14 protein-coding genes and 1 tRNA gene are annotated in these 16,880 nt (G+C 70.9%); 4 read left to right on the forward strand and 11 right to left on the reverse strand.

Annotation, left to right across the window (positions count from 1 at the left end; all coding sequences use genetic code 11):
* Positions 1–7 precede the first annotated feature (7 nt).
* From ACFZBT_RS37105 to ACFZBT_RS37140, 8 genes are all read right to left on the reverse strand, one after another.
* Positions 8–1,795 (reverse strand): trypsin-like serine protease, encoded by a 1,788-nt coding sequence (locus ACFZBT_RS37105; protein ID WP_391113735.1) that lies wholly within the window; start codon positions 1,793–1,795, stop codon positions 8–10.
* Between the two features lie 131 nt (positions 1,796–1,926).
* The gene (gene rho / locus ACFZBT_RS37110) at positions 1,927–3,975 is read right to left on the reverse strand and encodes a transcription termination factor Rho (RefSeq protein WP_391113683.1); all 2,049 of its coding nucleotides are present in this window, start codon (positions 3,973–3,975) and stop codon (positions 1,927–1,929) included.
* A gap of 402 nt (positions 3,976–4,377) precedes the next feature.
* Complete coding sequence (thrB, locus tag ACFZBT_RS37115; protein ID WP_391113686.1) at positions 4,378–5,307, reverse strand: homoserine kinase; 930 nt, start codon at positions 5,305–5,307, stop codon at positions 4,378–4,380.
* A 340-nt stretch (positions 5,308–5,647) separates the two neighbouring features.
* Positions 5,648–6,706, reverse strand: a complete 1,059-nt coding sequence (gene thrC / locus ACFZBT_RS37120; RefSeq protein WP_215118533.1) for a threonine synthase — start codon at positions 6,704–6,706, stop codon at positions 5,648–5,650.
* Between the two features lie 6 nt (positions 6,707–6,712).
* Positions 6,713–8,005 carry a homoserine dehydrogenase gene (locus ACFZBT_RS37125; protein WP_391113691.1) on the reverse strand — a complete coding sequence of 431 codons (1,293 nt, stop codon included), beginning with the start codon at positions 8,003–8,005 and terminating at the stop codon, positions 6,713–6,715.
* A 147-nt stretch (positions 8,006–8,152) separates the two neighbouring features.
* Positions 8,153–9,544 (reverse strand): diaminopimelate decarboxylase, encoded by a 1,392-nt coding sequence (gene lysA, locus ACFZBT_RS37130; RefSeq protein ID WP_391113694.1) that lies wholly within the window; start codon positions 9,542–9,544, stop codon positions 8,153–8,155.
* A 12-nt stretch (positions 9,545–9,556) separates the two neighbouring features.
* Entirely contained in the window at positions 9,557–10,648 is a 1,092-nt protein-coding gene (gene nrtL / locus ACFZBT_RS37135) for an ArgS-related anticodon-binding protein NrtL (protein WP_391113697.1), read from the reverse strand.
* 105 nt (positions 10,649–10,753) lie between these two features.
* The gene (locus tag ACFZBT_RS37140) at positions 10,754–11,266 is read right to left on the reverse strand and encodes a response regulator (protein WP_391113699.1); all 513 of its coding nucleotides are present in this window, start codon (positions 11,264–11,266) and stop codon (positions 10,754–10,756) included.
* A 116-nt stretch (positions 11,267–11,382) separates the two neighbouring features.
* Here ACFZBT_RS37140 and ACFZBT_RS37145 point away from each other — a divergent pair.
* A tRNA-Arg gene (locus ACFZBT_RS37145) sits at positions 11,383–11,454 on the forward strand.
* 94 nt (positions 11,455–11,548) lie between these two features.
* On the opposite strand, the gene ACFZBT_RS37150 is transcribed toward ACFZBT_RS37145, so the two are convergent.
* Positions 11,549–11,959 carry a VOC family protein gene (locus tag ACFZBT_RS37150; RefSeq protein ID WP_389037601.1) on the reverse strand — a complete coding sequence of 137 codons (411 nt, stop codon included), beginning with the start codon at positions 11,957–11,959 and terminating at the stop codon, positions 11,549–11,551.
* Positions 11,960–12,200: 241 nt separating this feature from the next.
* On the opposite strand from ACFZBT_RS37150, the gene ACFZBT_RS37155 reads away from it, so the two are divergent.
* A complete protein-coding gene (locus tag ACFZBT_RS37155) occupies positions 12,201–12,704 on the forward strand; it encodes an Asp23/Gls24 family envelope stress response protein (RefSeq protein WP_391113702.1) in 504 nt (167 codons plus the stop codon).
* Between the two features lie 66 nt (positions 12,705–12,770).
* Here ACFZBT_RS37155 and ACFZBT_RS37160 read toward each other — a convergent pair whose 3' ends face one another.
* Entirely contained in the window at positions 12,771–13,808 is a 1,038-nt protein-coding gene (locus ACFZBT_RS37160; RefSeq protein WP_391113737.1) for a Ku protein, read from the reverse strand.
* Positions 13,809–13,862: 54 nt separating this feature from the next.
* On the opposite strand from ACFZBT_RS37160, the gene ligD reads away from it, so the two are divergent.
* Positions 13,863–14,744, forward strand: coding sequence for a non-homologous end-joining DNA ligase (gene ligD / locus ACFZBT_RS37165; protein WP_391113704.1), 882 nt, complete (start codon positions 13,863–13,865; stop codon positions 14,742–14,744).
* A gap of 470 nt (positions 14,745–15,214) precedes the next feature.
* Here the strand turns inward: ligD and ACFZBT_RS37170 are convergent, their stop codons facing one another.
* Entirely contained in the window at positions 15,215–16,018 is an 804-nt protein-coding gene (locus ACFZBT_RS37170; protein ID WP_391113707.1) for an NERD domain-containing protein, read from the reverse strand.
* 135 nt (positions 16,019–16,153) lie between these two features.
* Between ACFZBT_RS37170 and ACFZBT_RS37175 the strand changes: the two genes are divergently transcribed.
* The gene (locus ACFZBT_RS37175; RefSeq protein WP_391113709.1) at positions 16,154–16,633 is read left to right on the forward strand and encodes a dual specificity protein phosphatase family protein; all 480 of its coding nucleotides are present in this window, start codon (positions 16,154–16,156) and stop codon (positions 16,631–16,633) included.
* Positions 16,634–16,880 lie beyond the last annotated feature (247 nt).

Consider the following 16,880-nt stretch of genomic DNA (forward strand, 5'->3'; position numbering starts at 1 on the left):
TGCGGGTTCAGCCGAAGATGTCGTACTGCTTGAAATCGGTACCTACGGACTTTCTTGTGGCAAAGATCTCGCTGGACGCCTTTCCGGTCCCCGGGTAGAGGTAGAGCGTGCCGCCGGGGGTGCGGGCCAGGAAGTCGGCCTTGCCGTCGCCGGTGATGTCGCCGGTCGCGTCGAAGGCGTTGTAGCCGCCCCAGGAGCGCACCTTGACCCGGGCCGAGAAGGCGCCGGAGCCGGACTTGCCGGTGCCCTTGTAAAGGTAGATGTCGCTGCCCGACTTGCTGCGGGCGATCAGGTCGGTCTTGCCGTCGCCGGTGAAGTCGCCCTTGCCGCGCACGGAGTTGTACTGGTTCCAGCCCGAGCCGACCTTCACGCGGGCCGCGAAGGTGCCGTTGCCCTTGCCCGGGTAGATCCACATGACGCCCGCCGAGTCGACCGAGAGCAGGTCGGGCAGGTAGTCGCCGGTGACGTCACCGGGGGTGATGACGCGGGTGCGGGTCTTCCAGTTGTCGGCGATCTGCTTGGTGGACCAGGTGCCGCTGGCGATGACGTAGTGGGTCCAGAAGAGGTCGCCGTCGCTGCTGCGCCGGTAGACCAGGTCCTGGTAGCCGTCGCGGTCGAGGTCGGTCTGCAGGACGACGTTGAAGCCGTTCCAGTTGCCCCAGGACTCACGGGCGGCGAACGACGTGCCCTTGGAGTCCTTGGAGTAGCCGGTCTTGGTGGAGGCGTTGCGCACCCACAGGTCGGCCTTGTGGTCCCCGCTGATGTTGGTGTCGTCGACGCGCGGGTAGGCGGCGCCGACGTACGTGCTGACCTTGCTGAAGACGCTGTAGGCGCCCTTGGCGACGCAGTCGGTCACGCCCCAGGACACGACGCCGACGATGCGGTCGTTGACGACCAGGGGGCCGCCGGAGTCGCCGTTGCAGGCGGAGGTGGTGCCGGTGTCGCTGCCGGTGGCGGGCTTGCCCGCGCAGACCATGTGGCCCTTGACGAAGTCCCTGCCGTACGCGCCTGAGCAGGTCGTGTCGGACTGCACGGGCAGCGTGGCGGTCTTGAGCGTCTCGGAGATGTCGTCGCTGGTGGAGCTGGTGCGGCCCCAGCCGTAGACCTTGGCGCTGGTGCCGGCCTTGTACGACGTGGTGTCACCGGACGTCGTCATGCGGATCGGCTTCGCCTTGACCGGGACCGGCAGGGTGAGCACCGCGATGTCGTTGTCGATGGTCGTGGCGTTGTACGACGGGTGGTTCCACTGCCGCCAGACGCCCGTGACGGTGCCGCCGTGCAGGTCGGTGCCGTCGGCCGAGGGCAGCTGGGAGGTGCCGGTGACGACGGCGCCGTTGGCATTCCAGTTGTAGCCCTTGACGCAGTGCGCGGCGGTGAGGATCTTCGTCGGCGCGACGACGGCACCGCCGCAGAAGAAGCCGATGTCGTCGCTGGTGCTGGACGTGCCCCGGTCGTCGAAGTAGTGGAGCTGCGTCATCCACGGGGCCGAGGTGATGGTGGTCTGGCTGCCCCCGATGATCTTCGGGTCGATGCGGCCCTCATTCGTACTCGCGCTCAGCGACGCCTTGCTCGTGCTGCCCGCCGTGTCGTCGCCGGCCATGGCGCCCGCGACGCGCTTCTCGAGCTCGGCGAGCGACGGCGAGCTGGTGACGGGCTTGACCGTCGGCTGCGGCAGCGGGGTGGCCGCCCCGGCGGACGTCGTCAGCAGCGCGGCGGCCACGGCAGCCGCGACACCGGCCGCGGCCACGGGCAGTGCGACGCGTATCCGGCGTCTGTGCCGTCCGCCCCCAGGCATGGATGTACCCACGTAGGTCCCCCCTCGGGATCACATGTTCGAAGAGAGCGTGATCCTACCTGCACATGAACACCACAAAGGGCCGCCCCCGTCCGTTTCCGGACGGGGGCGGCCCTTTGGCCAGAGGGTGCCTAGTCGCCGTTCCCAGGCATCGGCGTCGTCTTCTGGATCTGCATCAGGAACTCGGCGTTCGACTTCGTCTGCTTCATCTTGTCGAGAAGCAGCTCGATCGCCTGCTGCTGGTCGAGCGCGTGCAGCACGCGGCGCAGCTTCCAGGTGATGGCGAGCTCGTCGCTGCCGAGCAGGATCTCTTCCTTACGGGTGCCGGACGCGTCGACGTCCACCGCCGGGAAGATGCGCTTGTCGGCGAGCTTCCGGTCGAGCTTGAGCTCGGCGTTGCCGGTGCCCTTGAACTCCTCGAAGATCACCTCGTCCATGCGGGACCCGGTGTCGACGAGCGCGGTGGCCAGGATGGTGAGCGAGCCACCGTCCTCGATGTTGCGCGCGGCACCGAAGAAGCGCTTCGGCGGGTACAGCGCGGTCGAGTCGACACCACCGGACAGGATGCGGCCGGAGGCCGGGGCGGCGAGGTTGTACGCACGGCCCAGACGCGTGATCGAGTCGAGCAGCACGACCACGTCGTGGCCCAGCTCGACGAGCCGCTTCGCACGCTCGATGGCGAGCTCGGCGACGGTCGTGTGGTCCTCGGCCGGGCGGTCGAAGGTCGAGGAGATGACCTCGCCCTTGACCGACCGCTGCATGTCGGTGACCTCTTCCGGACGCTCGTCGACCAGGACGACCATCAGGTGGCACTCGGGGTTGTTGTGCGTGATCGCGTTGGCGATCGCCTGCATGATCATGGTCTTGCCGGTCTTCGGCGGGGCCACGATCAGACCGCGCTGGCCCTTACCGATCGGCGACACGAGGTCGATGATGCGGGTGGTCAGCACGCCCGGGTCGGTCTCCAGGCGGAGCCGGTCCTGCGGGTACAGCGGCGTCAGCTTGTTGAACTCCGGCCGCCCGCGCCCGGATTCGGGCGCCATGCCGTTGACGGAGTCCAGGCGGACCAGCGCGTTGAACTTCTCGCGGCGCTCGCCCTCCTTCGGCTGACGGACGGCACCGGTGATGTGGTCACCCTTGCGCAGGCCGTTCTTACGGACCTGGGCGAGGGAGACGTACACGTCGTTCGGGCCGGGCAGGTAGCCGGAGGTGCGGATGAAGGCGTAGTTGTCGAGGATGTCCAGGATGCCCGCGACGGGGATCAGGACGTCGTCCTCGGTGATCTGCGGCTCCTGCACGTCGTCGCGGCCACGGCGGCCACGACGGTCGCGGTAGCGCCCGCGACGGCCACGACGCCCGCCCTCGAAATCGTCGTCGTCCTGCTGCTGGCCGCGGTCCTGGCGGCCGCCACCGCCGCCCTGCTGCTGGTTCTGCTGCTGGCCGCGCTGGCCGCCCTGCTGGTCGTCGCCCTTGTTGCCCCGGCCGCCGCGGTCACGGTCCCCGCCGCGGTCACGGTCCCGACCGCGGTCACGACCGCGGTCACGGCGGCGGCCCTCGCCGCCGTCGCCGGAGTCCGACTTGGCGTCGTTCTGGGACTGCTGCTGCGACTGCTGGGCCGGGGCCTCGGCCTTGGCCTCGTTCTTCGCCTCGGCGGCGACCGTCTCAGGAGCGGAAGCCGGGGATCCGGCGTCGGCGGTGGCCCGGCGACGACGGCGCTCGGAGGGCTCGTCGTTGTTGGCGGGCTGGCCGGGGATCTCGATCTGCTGCTGGGCCACGGCCTTCTCGGCCTTGTCGGCCTTCTCGGCGGGGGCGTCGGAGGCCTGCTTCGCGTCCGCCTTCTTCTCCGCCTTCTCGGCGTTGTCCCCCGTACGGGTCCGGGAGGTGGCGCGGCGCTTCGGCTTGGTCTCGGCGGGGGCGTCGGCCTTCGCCGCCGGAGCGGCGCCGCCGGAGGCCTGCGCCTCCTTGATGACCTCGATCAGCTGGCTCTTGCGCATACGCGCCGTGCCCTTGATGCCGAGGCCGGATGCGACCTGCTGCAGCTCGGCCAGCACCATGCCGTCGAGGCCGGTACCGCGGCGCCGCCGGGAGCCGGCACCGCTGGCAGGCGCGGAGGCGTCCGTGGCGGGCGCGGCAGCGGTCTCCTCGACACGTGCGCCCATCAGATCGGTGGTGTCGCTCACGAAGGGTCCTTCCCTGGAGCGGACGTCGGCCTGTCTGGCTCGGCGACCGGTTGTGCTGTCCGACTTCGGTCCGTGTGGTGTGAACCGTGCCGGGGCGGTGGTCCGCCTAAGCGGCGGGGGAATCTGGTGATGGCGCTTCCTTGAGCCGTGGCACCCAGTGTCAGTGTCACGCGGCGTGGTCGCACCGGTTCCGGAGCGTGCCCTGCGCCCCGCTCAGTGTCCGCGTACGGCGTACGGTCCGACGTACGAAACACAGTGCGGCTTGGGGGGCTCCCGGAAGAATGTCTGTCCCGGACGGGGACACGAGGCACCTCGCCATGGTGGGGTCGGGTGCAGACTTGAGGTTAACACTACCGGATCCAACAAACATTCCCCCTCTCGAAATCCGGCAACCGTGTGCTTTCACAAGTCGCCGGGGGCGGTGAGCGGAAGAACGCTCGCGCCCTGTGCGTCGAGGCTCAGCCGGTTCGCGGCCCAGTCCGCGCCCGCCAGGGCCTCGACCTTGTCGGCGGTTCCCGCGTCGGTGAGCGCCATGACCGTCGGGCCGGCGCCGGAGATGACCGCGGGGACGCCCTCGGCCCGCAGCCGCTCCACCAGTGCCGCGCTCTCGGGCATGGCGGGCGCGCGGTACTCCTGGTGCAGGCGGTCCTCGGTGGCGGGCAGCAGCAGTTCGGGGCGCCGTGTCAGGGCCTCGACGAGCAGGGCGGCCCGGCCCGCGTTGACCGCGGCATCGACGTGCGGAACGGAGCGCGGGAGCAGGCCGCGCGCCGTCTCCGTCAGAACCGGCTTTCCGGGCACGAAAACCACCGGAACGATGGAATCGGCGGGCTCCATCCTGATCGCGCGGGCCGCGCCGCCCTCCATCCAGGACAGGGTGAAGCCGCCCAGCAGACACGCCGCGACATTGTCGGGGTGGCCCTCGATCTCGGTGGCGAGCTCGAGCAGCGCGGTGTCGTCGAGCTTCGCGTCTGCGCCTATGGTCACGGCGCGGGCGGCGACGATCCCGGCGCAGATGGCGGCCGAGGAGGAGCCCAGGCCCCGGCCGTGCGGAATGCGGTTGGCGCAGACGATCTCCAGGCCGCGCGGCTGTCCGCCGAGCAGGTCGAAGGCCGTGCGCAGGGAGCGGACGAGGAGGTGCTTCTCGTCGCGCGGGAGCGTCTCGCTGCCCTCACCCGCGATGTCGATGTGCAGCCCGGAGTCGGCCACCCGGACGACGACGTCGTCGTACAAGCCCAGCGCCAGGCCGAGGGCGTCGAAGCCCGGGCCGAGGTTGGCACTGGTGGCGGGGACGCGCACCCGGACGGCGGCGGCGCGGAACGCTGGACCGGCCATCGCTCGATGACTCTCCTTGAGCTGCGTGATTGTCGAATGACGTTCGATGGACATTCGATGCGTACGAGAACCCTGGGGGCCGCTGCCGACCGGGATGGCCGGCCGCTGTCCCGGCCGCGGAGACGGCGCGGCACCGCGCTCTATGCGGAGGCATATGCGGCGGGCGGGTTCAGTACAGCCTATCGAAAGAAGGTTCTGTGGCGACATAGGGCGCACAGGAGGCGCACGATGCGTGTCGTATGAGCCCTGTGCACCCACTGTAGGGAAGTTCCCCGGGCAAGCGCCGTCTTACGCCGGACCGTGCCGAGCGCTCCACCGGCGCTCGGCACGTCCGCGCAGGTCAGACGAGTCCGAGGCGCTCCGCCGCGGCCGCCGAGTCGACGGGGACGGTGACCGGCTGCGGGGCGCCGGCGACGGCCCAGTCGGGGTCCTTCAGGCCGTTGCCGGTGACGGTGCACACGATCCGCTGCCCCGGGTCGACCTTGCCCTGCTCGGCGGCCTTCAGCAGACCGGCGACGGACGCGGCGGACGCGGGCTCGACGAAGACGCCCTCCTGCGAGGCCAACAGCCGGTAGGCGCGCAGGATCTCACGGTCCGTCACCTCGTCGATGGAGCCGCCGGACTCGTCCCGCGCGGCGATCGCGTGGTTCCACGACGCCGGGTTGCCGATGCGGATGGCGGTGGCGACGGTCGACGGGTCCTTGACGATCTCGCCGCGCACGATCGGGGCGCTGCCGGAGGCCTGGAAGCCCCACATCCGGGGGGTCCGGGCGGAGACACCGTCGGCGGCGTACTCCTTGTAGCCCTTCCAATAGGCCGTGATGTTGCCCGCGTTGCCCACCGGCAGGACGTGGATGTCGGGCGCGTCGCCGAGCATGTCCACGATTTCGAAGGCCGCCGTCTTCTGGCCCTCGATACGTACCGGGTTGACCGAATTGACCAGCGCGACGGGGTAGTTGTCGCTCAGGGCGCGCGCGAGGGTGAGGCAGTCGTCGAAGTTGCCGTCGACCTGGAGGATCTTCGCGCCGTGCACGAGGGCCTGGCCCATCTTGCCGAGCGCGATCTTGCCCTGCGGCACGAGCACGGCGCAGACCATCCCGGCCCGCACGGCGTACGCGGCGGCGGAGGCCGACGTGTTGCCGGTGGAGGCGCAGATGACGGCCTTGGCCCCCTCCTCCTTGGCCCGGGTGATGGCCATGGTCATGCCGCGGTCCTTGAAGGACCCGGTGGGGTTCGCGCCCTCCACCTTCAGGTGGACCTCGCAGCCCGTGCGCTCGGAGAGCACCTGCGCGGGCACGAGCGGCGTGCCGCCCTCGCGGAGCGTCACGACCGGCGTGGTGTCGGATACCGGCAGCCGGTCCCGGTACTCCTCGATGATTCCGCGCCACTGGTGGGTCATTGCTGGTTACTCTCCTTCAACCCGCATGATGCTGGCGACACCACGCACGGTGTCGAGCTTGCGCAACGCCTCGACGGTCCCGGTGAGGGCGGCGTCGGACGCACGGTGCGTGACGACGACGAGGGAGGCCTCGCCGTCCTTCCCCGACTGGCGAACCGTGTCGATCGAGACTCCGTGCTCGGCGAACACGGTCGCGACCTGGGCGAGAACACCCGGTTTGTCGGCCACGTCGAGGCTGATGTGATAGCGCGTGACCACCTCGCCCATCGGCGACACCCGCAGGGCGGCGTAGGCGGACTCGCCCGGCCCGGTCGCGCCGTTGAGCCGGTTGCGGCAGACGGCGACGAGATCGCCGAGCACGGCGGAGGCGGTCGGGGAACCGCCGGCTCCGGGCCCGTAGAACATGAGCTGCCCGGCGGCGTCGGACTCGACGAACACGGCGTTGTAGGCGCCGCGGACGGAGGCCAGGGGGTGGCTCAGCGGGATCATGGCGGGGTGCACGCGCGCGGTGACGGAGGCGCCGTCCGCGGCCCGCTCGCAGATGGCGAGCAGCTTGATGGTGCAGCCCATCTCCCGGGCGGAGGCGAAGTCGGCCGCCGTCACCTCGGTCATGCCCTCGCGGTAGACGTCGTCGAGACGCACGCGCGTGTGGAAGGCGATACCGGCGAGGATGGCGGCCTTGGCGGCGGCGTCGAAGCCCTCGACGTCGGCGGTCGGGTCGGCCTCGGCGTATCCCAGGGCGGTGGCCTCGTCGAGGGCCTCCTGATACCCGGCGCCCGTCGAGTCCATCTTGTCGAGGATGAAGTTGGTGGTGCCGTTGACGATGCCCATCACCCGGTTGATCTTGTCGCCGGCGAGGGACTCGCGCAGCGGCCGGATCAGCGGGATGGCACCGGCGACGGCGGCCTCGTAGTAGAGGTCGGCGTCGTGGTCCCCGGCGGCGGCGTGCAGGGCCGCCCCGTCCTGGGCGAGCAGCGCCTTGTTGGCGGAGACGACGGAGGCGCCGTACTCGAACGCGGTGGTGATGAGGGTCCGGGCGGGCTCGATCCCGCCGATCACCTCGACGACGACGTCGATGTCGCCGCGCTTGACGAGGGCGGTGGCGTCGGTGGTGACGAGGGCCGGGTCGATGCCCTCCCTGACCCGGTCGGGCCTGCGTACGGCCACGCCCGCGAGCTCCACCGGGGCACCGATCCGGGCCGTGAGGTCGTCGGCGTGCGTCGTCATGATGCGCGCCACCTCTGAGCCGACCACTCCACAGCCCAGCAGCGCCACCTTCAGCGGACGCGTACGCATCATCCGACCTCGTTTCCTCATACCGTCTACGGTTTCACCAGTCTCACTCACCGGACGGGACTTTCTGCCCTTCGTCCGGATCGTGAGATATCTATTTCATTTGTACGGGGGTGGGAGACAGGAGATCTTCCACCCCACCCCTGGCGTGGCTCAGCCGACGTCGAGACGCAGCAGGTCCTCCTCGGTCTCCCGGCGGACGATCACCCGGGCCTCGCCGTCGTGCACGGTGACGACCGGCGGCCGCAGCACGTGGTTGTAGTTGCTGGCCATGGACCTGCAGTAGGCGCCCGTCGCCGGTACGGCGATGAGGTCACCCGGTGCCAGGTCGGCCGGCAGGAACGCGTCCTTGACCACGATGTCCCCGCTCTCGCAGTGCTTGCCGACGACACGGGCGAGCATCGGCTCGGCGTCGGAGGTGCGGGAGACCAGCGAGACGCTGTACTCGGCGTCGTACAGCGCGGTGCGGATGTTGTCCGACATGCCGCCGTCGACGGAGACGTACGTCCGCAGCCCGTCGAGCGGCTTGATGGTGCCGACCTCGTAGAGCGTGAAGGCGGTCGGGCCGACGATGGCGCGCCCGGGCTCGACGGAGATGCGCGGCGTGCGCAGCTTGGCGGCCTCGCACTCCCTGGTGACGATCTCGGTGAGCGCCTTGGCGATCTCATGCGGCTCACGCGGGTCGTCGTCGCTGGTGTAGGCGATACCGAGCCCGCCGCCGAGGTCGATCTCCGGCAGCTCGACGCCGTGCTCGTCGCGGACGTCCTTGAGCAGCGAGACGACCCGGTGGGCGGCGACCTCGAACCCGGACATGTCGAAGATCTGCGAGCCGATGTGGCTGTGGATGCCGACGAGTTCGAGCCCGTCGAGCTGCAGGGCACGGCGTACGGCCTCGGCGGCGTGCCCGCCGGCCAGCGGAATCCCGAACTTCTGGTCCTCGTGGGCGGTGGCGATGAACTCGTGCGTGTGGGCTTCCACACCGACGGTGATCCGGATCAGTGCCTTCTGCCGCTTCCCGAGGCTCTGCGCGATGTGGGCGACCCGGGCGATCTCCTGGAAGGAGTCGAGCACGATGTGGCCCACGCCGGCCTCGACGGCCCTGGTGATCTCGTCGACGGACTTGTTGTTGCCGTGGAAGGCGATGCGGTCGGCGGGCATGCCGGCGGAGAGGGCGGTGGCCAGCTCGCCGCCGGAGCAGACGTCGACGTTCAGCCCTTCCTCGTGCAGCCAGCGCACCACGGCACGGGAGAGGAACGCCTTGCCGGCGTAGAACACGTCGGCGCCCTGGCCGAAGGCGGTGCGCCAGGCCCGGGCCCGGGAGCGGAAGTCGGACTCGTCGAGGACGTAGGCGGGGGTACCGAACTCCTCGGCGAGCTCCGTGACGGTGATGCCGCCGACGGTGACGACACCGTCCTCGTCCCGTGTGACGGTCTCGGCCCACACCTTGGGGTCCAGGGCGTTGAGGTCGGCGGGCGGGGCGGAGTAGTGGCCCTCGGGGTAGACATCGGCGTGACGGGGCCCGGCGGGGTGTGCGGAACGGCTCATGTCTCGTGTCTTTCAGAGGTGATCGGGTGCGTCGATGCCGAGCAGGGACAGGCCGCCTGCCAGCACCGTCCCGGCGGCTTCGGCGAGCGCGAGCCGGGCACGGTGGGCGGCCGAGGGTTTCTCCTCGCCGAGGGGCAGTACGGCGGGGAGCAGCGGCAGCGTGGCATCGGCGACGGTGACGAGGTGCCGGGCCAGGCGGTCGGGGGCGTGGTCGGTGGCGGCGGCCGTGAGGATACGGGGGTGGTCGCCGAGTGCGGCGACCAGCGGTGCCGTGTCGGGTGTGTGCGCGGGGCCGGGCTCGGGCCGGAAGCCGAGGTCGTCGGCGTTGCGCAACAGGGCCCGGGTGCGGGCGTGGGTGTACCGGACGCGGAAGAGGGGGTTGGTCTCCCGCTGGACCAGATGATCGCCGGTGATCCTGGGCCGGTCGTGCGCGGCGGGGTGCAGCAGGGCCCAGCGGGCGGCGTCCTTGCCGAGGGGGAGGGGGTCGGCGGGGGCGGGGAGGGGGACGGCGGGGACGGGAACGGGAACGGGAACGGGGCGGATGGTGACGTCGTCCGCGCCGTCGGTGTCCACGCCCTGGGTGTCCACGCCCTTGAGCTCCACGCCCAGGACGGATTCCCACTCCGGCGCGGGCCGGCCGTCGTACGTGATCCGGACGGAGTCGCCCTGGCTGCGCAGCAGTCGGGCCGTGGCATCCGCGACCACGACGGCACGGACCTCCGCCGGACACCGGAGCTCGACCACGTTCCCGCTGAGCCCGGCGGCGTGGCCGTACCGCCGTCCGCGCCGCAGGATCTCGTCGACGAGCGCGGCGGACGCGGCGCTTTCCAGGCTGAGGTTGAGGAACCCGGCCCCGGTGACGACGACGTCGGTGATGCGGTGGTCGTCGAGGAGACGCACCCGAAGAACCTCGGCCACACGCCGGGGCGGCTGCTCCGCCGCGCGGGCCAGCTGGAGGGCGATGTTGGTGGCGTAGTCGCCGCAGCCCCCGGGGCCCGGCGGGGTGACCACGGCCCGCTCCGGCACGGTCACGCTGAGCTCACCCTCGTCGACAGCGCGACGCACGGCGTGCAGCACGGTGCGGGAGAGCTCGACGGGGGTCACGGGCACAAGCGTATGGGAGGAGGGGGGTGGGCATGCGAGCCGGTTTGCGGAGGGTCCGGGATGTGGACGCGGCTTCGCTCAGGAGGCCGAGCGGCCGCCCGTCACCTACGGTACGGCCGGCTGATCGACGGTCTGTGCCTGGGCACCATCGCCCCCTACGTCGGGGCCACCACCGCCCTGCCTTTCCCGGCGCCGCGCGCGCTCCATCAACTGCCGGACGATCCCCACCAGTTCGGCGGGCTCGAAGGGCTTGGCGAGGAAGGCGTCGACGCCGACGTCGAGTCCGGCCTCGACCTCGGCTTGCGTGCAGGCGCTGATGATGGCGAGGGGCAGGTCACGGGTCCGCGGATCGGTCCGCAGTCGAGCGGCGGTCCTGATTCCGTCCAGCCGGGGCATGACGACGTCGAGCGTCACGAGATCGGGCCGCACCTGATGAATGACGTCAAGGCACTCGGCACCATCGGCCGCGGTCACGACCTCCAGCCCCTCAAGCTCGAGGTTGACCCTGATCAACTGCCGGATGACCTTGTTGTCGTCGACAACAAGCACCCGACCCGACGCGCCTGGCACAACTCGAGAGTAGGTCGGCCCCGGCCACCGCGTCCGGGTTTTCCCCACTTCCACCCCGCACGGACGACCGGCACACCCGCCCCCGGCAGCGGAAACCCGTTGATGACCACCCCGAGGGAGCTGGTAGTGTTCTACCCGTCGCCGCGAGCAATCGCGCCGGACACGCCCCCGTAGCTCAGGGGATAGAGCAACGGCCTCCGGAGCCGTGTGCGCAGGTTCGAATCCTGCCGGGGGCACCTTGTATGAGGTGCCCAAAGACCCCGCCATCAGCGATCTCGCTGGGACGGGGTCTTCGTGTGTGTGCAGGGGTGTGCGGCTCGGAGCGGCTGATCAGTCGCGCGTGGGCCAGGTCGGGCCCTGGTCGGTCCAGATGACGCCCTTGTTGCGGCACAGGCAGAAGGGGTGGCCGATCGGGTCGGTGTAGACCTGCCAGCCGTAGCCGTTGGGGCCGATGAAGTCCTGCTTCAGCGTCGCGCCGAGGTCGAGGACGCGGCGCTGCTCGGACTCGATCTCGTCCACTTCGAAGTCGAGGTGGAACTGCTTGGGGTGCTCGCTGTCGGGCCACTGCGGAGCGCGGTAGTCGTCCACCCGGATGAATGCCAACTCGATCTCGCCGAACTGGATGCCGGCCCAGTCCTCGGAGCTGCCTTCCTTGATCGGACGGCCCGTCACCTCGGAGTAGAACGCCGCCAGCTTCATCGTGTCCGGGCAGTCGATGATGAAATCGGTGAGTCGCAGCATCCCGCGATCCTGCCACGAGGTCACACCCGACTGCGAGACATGCCCCGGATAGCTCCGCTGAAGAAAATCTCGCTTCATTCCAGGCGAGTTGCGCGATGCGGATGGGGGCGGCATGGCGGCGCCGTGACGGGTGGTGACGGTGGGCCATTTTCATCACTTTCGCCCCATTCACACCATTGTTCTACCGTGGATAGGAGCGACGCTGCTCATACCCCCGCACCCAGTCATCGAGGTGACGGTCATGACGGAGACCACACAGCGCAGAAGCACCGCTCCCGGTACCAGGCCGGGAAAGCAGGACGGGGCCACGGCACCGCAGGGCGGACGGGGGAGCGGAGCTTCCCCCGAGACCCGTGGGAGCACCGCGATCGCGGACACGGTCGTGGCGAAGATCGCGGGTATGGCCGCCCGGGAGATACCGGAGGTGCACAACCTCGGCGGAGGGATGACCAGGGCCTTCGGGGCCGTGCGCCAGCGGGTGCCCGGTGGGGGCAGTGGGGTCACCCAGGGGGTGAAGGTGGAGGTCGGCGAGCGTCAGGCCGCCGTCGATCTGGATCTCGTCGTCGAGTACGGCGCCGCCATCGCCGACACCGCAGCGGATGTCCGGACCAACGTCGTAAATGCCGTGGAGCGGATGACCGGGCTGGAGGTCGTGGAGGTCAACATCGCCGTCGACGACGTACATCTGCCGGATGAGGAGGAGGGCGAGTCCGAGCGGGAGGAGGGGCAGCGGCGCGTGGCCTGAGGAGCGCGGCTCCTCCCGGTTCAGTTCCTTCTCCGGGGCGCCGTCGGGTACGCGCCCTGGGGAGGGTCAGGCCGTGCGCTTGCGTGAGGTCGACTTCTTCGCCGCCGTCTTCTTCGCGGTGCTCTTCGCCGTTGTTTTCTTCGTGCGCTGGCCCGACTGACCCGACTTCGCCGTGGACTTCTTGGCCGCTGTCGTCTTCTTGGCGGCCGTCTTCTTCGCCGTCGATGTCGACTTCTTGCCGCCGGTCTGCTTGGGGGCAGCGCGGGCGGTCTTGCGCTGTTGGAGCGGCTTGACCTCGGCGTGGTCGTCGGGCTCCTCGCCGCGGGACTCGCGGGCCGCGCGGACGCTGCTCTCCAGGGCCGCCATCAGGTCCAGGACCTTGCCGCCCTGGGCCGGTTCCGGGGCCTGGCGCGGGGTCTCGCCGGCGGCCTTCGCGGCGATGACCTCCTCCACGGCCTCGCGGTACTCGTCGTGCAGATCCTCCAGGTCGACCTCGCCGAGGGTGTCCATCAGGGCGTCCGCCAGGTCCAGTTCCTGGTCGCGGACCGTGACGTTCGTGTCGGGGGCGACGCCCTCGGGGGCGCGGACCTCGTCCGGCCACAGCAGGCCGTGCATCGCGATGGCCTCTCCGACGACCCGGAGCATGCCCAGGCGTTCCCGGCCGCGCAGGGCGAACTTCGCGATCGCCACCTTGTTGCTGCGCTTCAGGGCCTCGCGGAGGAGGGTGTACGGCTTCGCGGCCGGGGCGCCGCTGGCTTGGAGGTAGTACGCGGCGTCCATCTGGAGCGGATCGATCCGGTCGCCCGGGACGAAGGCGACGATCTCGATCGTCTTGGCCGTGGGGATGGGCAGACTGGAGAGGTCCTCCTCGGTGATCGGGATGATCGTGCCGTCCGCGTCCTCGTAGCCCTTGCCGATCTCCCCCTGGGTGACCTCGCGGTCCTCCAGCTCGCAGAACTTGCGATAGCGGATGCGGCCGCCGTCCTCGGTGTGGATCTGGCGGAAGGAGATCGAGTGGCTCTCGGTGGCGTTCACCAGCTTGATCGGGATGCTGACCAGCCCGAACGAGATGGCGCCGTTCCAGATGGATCTCACGTGCAGCACCCTTCCGGTCACTCTCGGGAGTGTTCGTCCTGGTTCGCGTGGGATTCTTATCGTATGGCGCCTATCACAGTGGTGGAGGGGCGACGGCTCGCGCTCAGCAATCTGGAGAAGGTGCTGTATCCCGCCACCGGCTTCACCAAGGGCGAGGTGCTGCACTACTACGCGACCGTCGCCGAGGTCCTGCTGCCCCATCTGCGTGATCGGGCGGTGTCCTTCCTGCGGTATCCGGACGGGCCGGACGGGCAGGTCTTCTTCACGAAGAACGTGCCGCCGGGTACGCCCGAGTGGGTCACCACCGCCGAGGTGCCGCGGGTCGAGGGGCCCTCGCGGATGGTCCTGGTGCAGGACCTGCCGAGCCTGATGTGGGCGGCCAACCTCGTCACGGAGTTTCACACCCACCAGTGGCTCGTGGGCACACCGGATGTGGCCGACCGGATCGTCTTCGACCTCGATCCGGGGGCACCGGCGAGCATCGTGCAGTGCTGCGAGGTCGCGCTGTGGCTGCGGGAACGGCTCGCCGGCGACGGCATCGAGGCCTACGCCAAGACCTCCGGCTCGAAGGGGCTGCATCTGCTCGCCGCCGTGCGCGGGGCCTCCTCCGAGCGGGTGTCCGAGTACGCCAAGGAGCTGGCGGTCGAGGCGGAGAAGGCCATGCCGCGCCTGGCCCTCCACCGGATGACCCGGAGTCTGCGCCCCGGGAAGGTCTTCGTCGACTGGAGCCAGAACGCCGCGCGCAAGACCACAGCGACGCCCTACACCCTCCGGGCCCGCCCCGAGCCGACCGTCTCGGCGCCCGTGACCTGGGAGGAGGTCGAGCAGTGCGCGGCGCCTGGTCGGCTGGACTTCGAGGCGGGGGATCTTGCGTCACGGGTGCGGGAATTCGGCGATCTGCTGGCGCCGCTGCTGGATCCGAAGCGGGCCGGGTCGCTGCCGTAGCCCGCCGGGGGCTCGTTACTGACGGGGGGCTCGGGAGCGGGCGGGAGCTGCCTGTCGCCCGGGTGGGCGGCCGGGGCGGACGTGGCCCGCCTCGGACTTGCCGGGGGCTCTGGAGCGGGCGGGCGGGAGCTGCCTGCCGCCCGGGCGGGCGGCCGGGGCGGACGTAGCCCGCCTCGGACTTGCCGGGGGCTCGGTACCGGCCAGCGGCTCGGTACTGGCCGGGCGGGAGCGGCCTGTCCCCCCGGGCGGGCGGGAGCGGGCTGCCGCCCGGGCGGGCAGCCGGGGCGGACGTAGCCCGCCTCGGACTTTCCGGGGGCTCGGTACCGGCCAGCGGCTCGGTACTGGCCGGGCGGGAGCGGCCTGTCCCCCCGGGCGGGCAGCCGGGGCGGACGTGGCCGGCGTACGTCGGTCGGGCCGGGCGACACGGTGGTCTCGGGGCGCGGTCGCGCCCGGTCAGGGCATCCGCAGCCTCACACCCTCGCCCACGTCTTCCGGTCCCGGGCGGCCGCGTGCAAGGCCTCCACCTCCGCCGGTTTCAGGACCGCGCCCTGGCCGGTCAGGGTCCGGATGTCCGTGTCCGTCAGGATGCGGAGGTCGCGCGGCGGGGGCTGGACCGACACCGTCGTGGGGGCCAGCAGGGCGAGTGCGGGGTGGACCTCGGCGGTCAGGGCGTAGGAGGCGCGGTCGGCGTCGGTGCGGATGCGGCGGAGCAGGGGGTGGGGATCGCGGCGGCTCAGGGTGACCAGGGGGTCGGCGATCGTCACGCGGTGCTTGCGGGCGTAGAGGGTGTGCACGGCGTACAGGCCGCCGGGGCCGATCAGCAAGTGGTGGATGCGGCTGCCGCCGGGGAGCGGGACGGAGTGCAGGGTGTGCCAGCCCGCGCCGTCGAGGCGGTCGAGGGCGTCCCCGACGGTCTGCTCGGCCGTCAGGGCCCGGCGGCGCGGGTCGGGGCGGAGCCGGTGCACCGGGCCGGGGTCGCGGTCGAGGGCGACGATGAGGGCCTCGCCGGGGCGGTTGGGGGCCAGGTCGTCGTCGGGGTGGAGCGCGAGACGGGCGAGGTCGGAGGGGGTCGGCACCGGGGGCGGGCCGATCGTCACCGGGCCGGTGATGAAGGGCCCGAGGGCCCGGAGCACGTCGTCCTCGCGGTCCGCGCCGAGCAGGTTGACCCGGGCCGTCTCGCGGTCGTACCAGGCGATGTTCCTGCCGTCCGGGAGGCAGACGTACAGCCGTTCCTGGCCGTGTCGCCTGGTCGGTATGACGCGCAGTCCGTCCATGCACCATCACCCCCGACCATGGGAACAGGCGGGGTGCTGCGGGGGCAAGAACCCGGTTACCTTGGAGAGCAGTTGGGCAGGCCCACGGGCGGTGATGGTGGGGAGGCTTTGTTGCGTACCCGCAGGAAACCCGATGTGCCGGCTCCGGAGAGTCCGTGGAGCGAGGTGGTCCCCGGCCTGTGGATGGGCGGCCACGAGTACGCGGGCGCCCCGGGCCGTCTGGAGTTCGCCGTCGTACGGGACGAGTTCGACCTCGTGCAGACGCTGCTGCGGCTGCCCGGACACGGGCCCGATCCGGGCGTCCGGCATCACGTCTGGCCCATTCCAGACGGCCCGCTCGACGGGACGCAGCTCGCCGGGGTGATCCGACTGGCCGAGGCGGCGTGCGAGGCACTGGACGAGGGCCGCAGGGTCCTCGTTCGCTGTTACCACGGGTACAACCGCTCTGGACTCGTCGTCGCGCACGCGCTGATGCGCCGGGGCGACTCCGCCGAGACGGCGATCCGGCTGATCCGGGACCGCCGCTCGCCCTGGGCGCTGCACAACGAGCTGTTCGTCGAGTACCTCCGGGCCGGCCTGGCCACCGCCAGGCTGCTGGAGGAACTCACGGACTGACAGGGCACAGAACCAGCACAGCACCCGGCCGGTGTGTCGGCAAACGGGCTCCCTCGCGCGCAAATGGGACTTCCGCGCGAATAAGGTGTACCGGGTCGGCGGAGTCGTGCCCGAGCCGCGTGATCACCCCCGAACCGCAGGAGTGCAGTGCCCCTCAGCCGCCGCCCCGGAGGCCTTCTCGGAAGCCGACCCGGCCACGCCCCCTGCCGACCCGGCCACGCCCCCTGCCGACCCGGCCACGCCCCCT

It is taken from the genome of Streptomyces sp. NPDC008137 (assembly GCF_042957035.1).
In the GTDB taxonomy this organism is placed as follows: Bacteria; Actinomycetota; Actinomycetes; order Streptomycetales; family Streptomycetaceae; genus Streptomyces.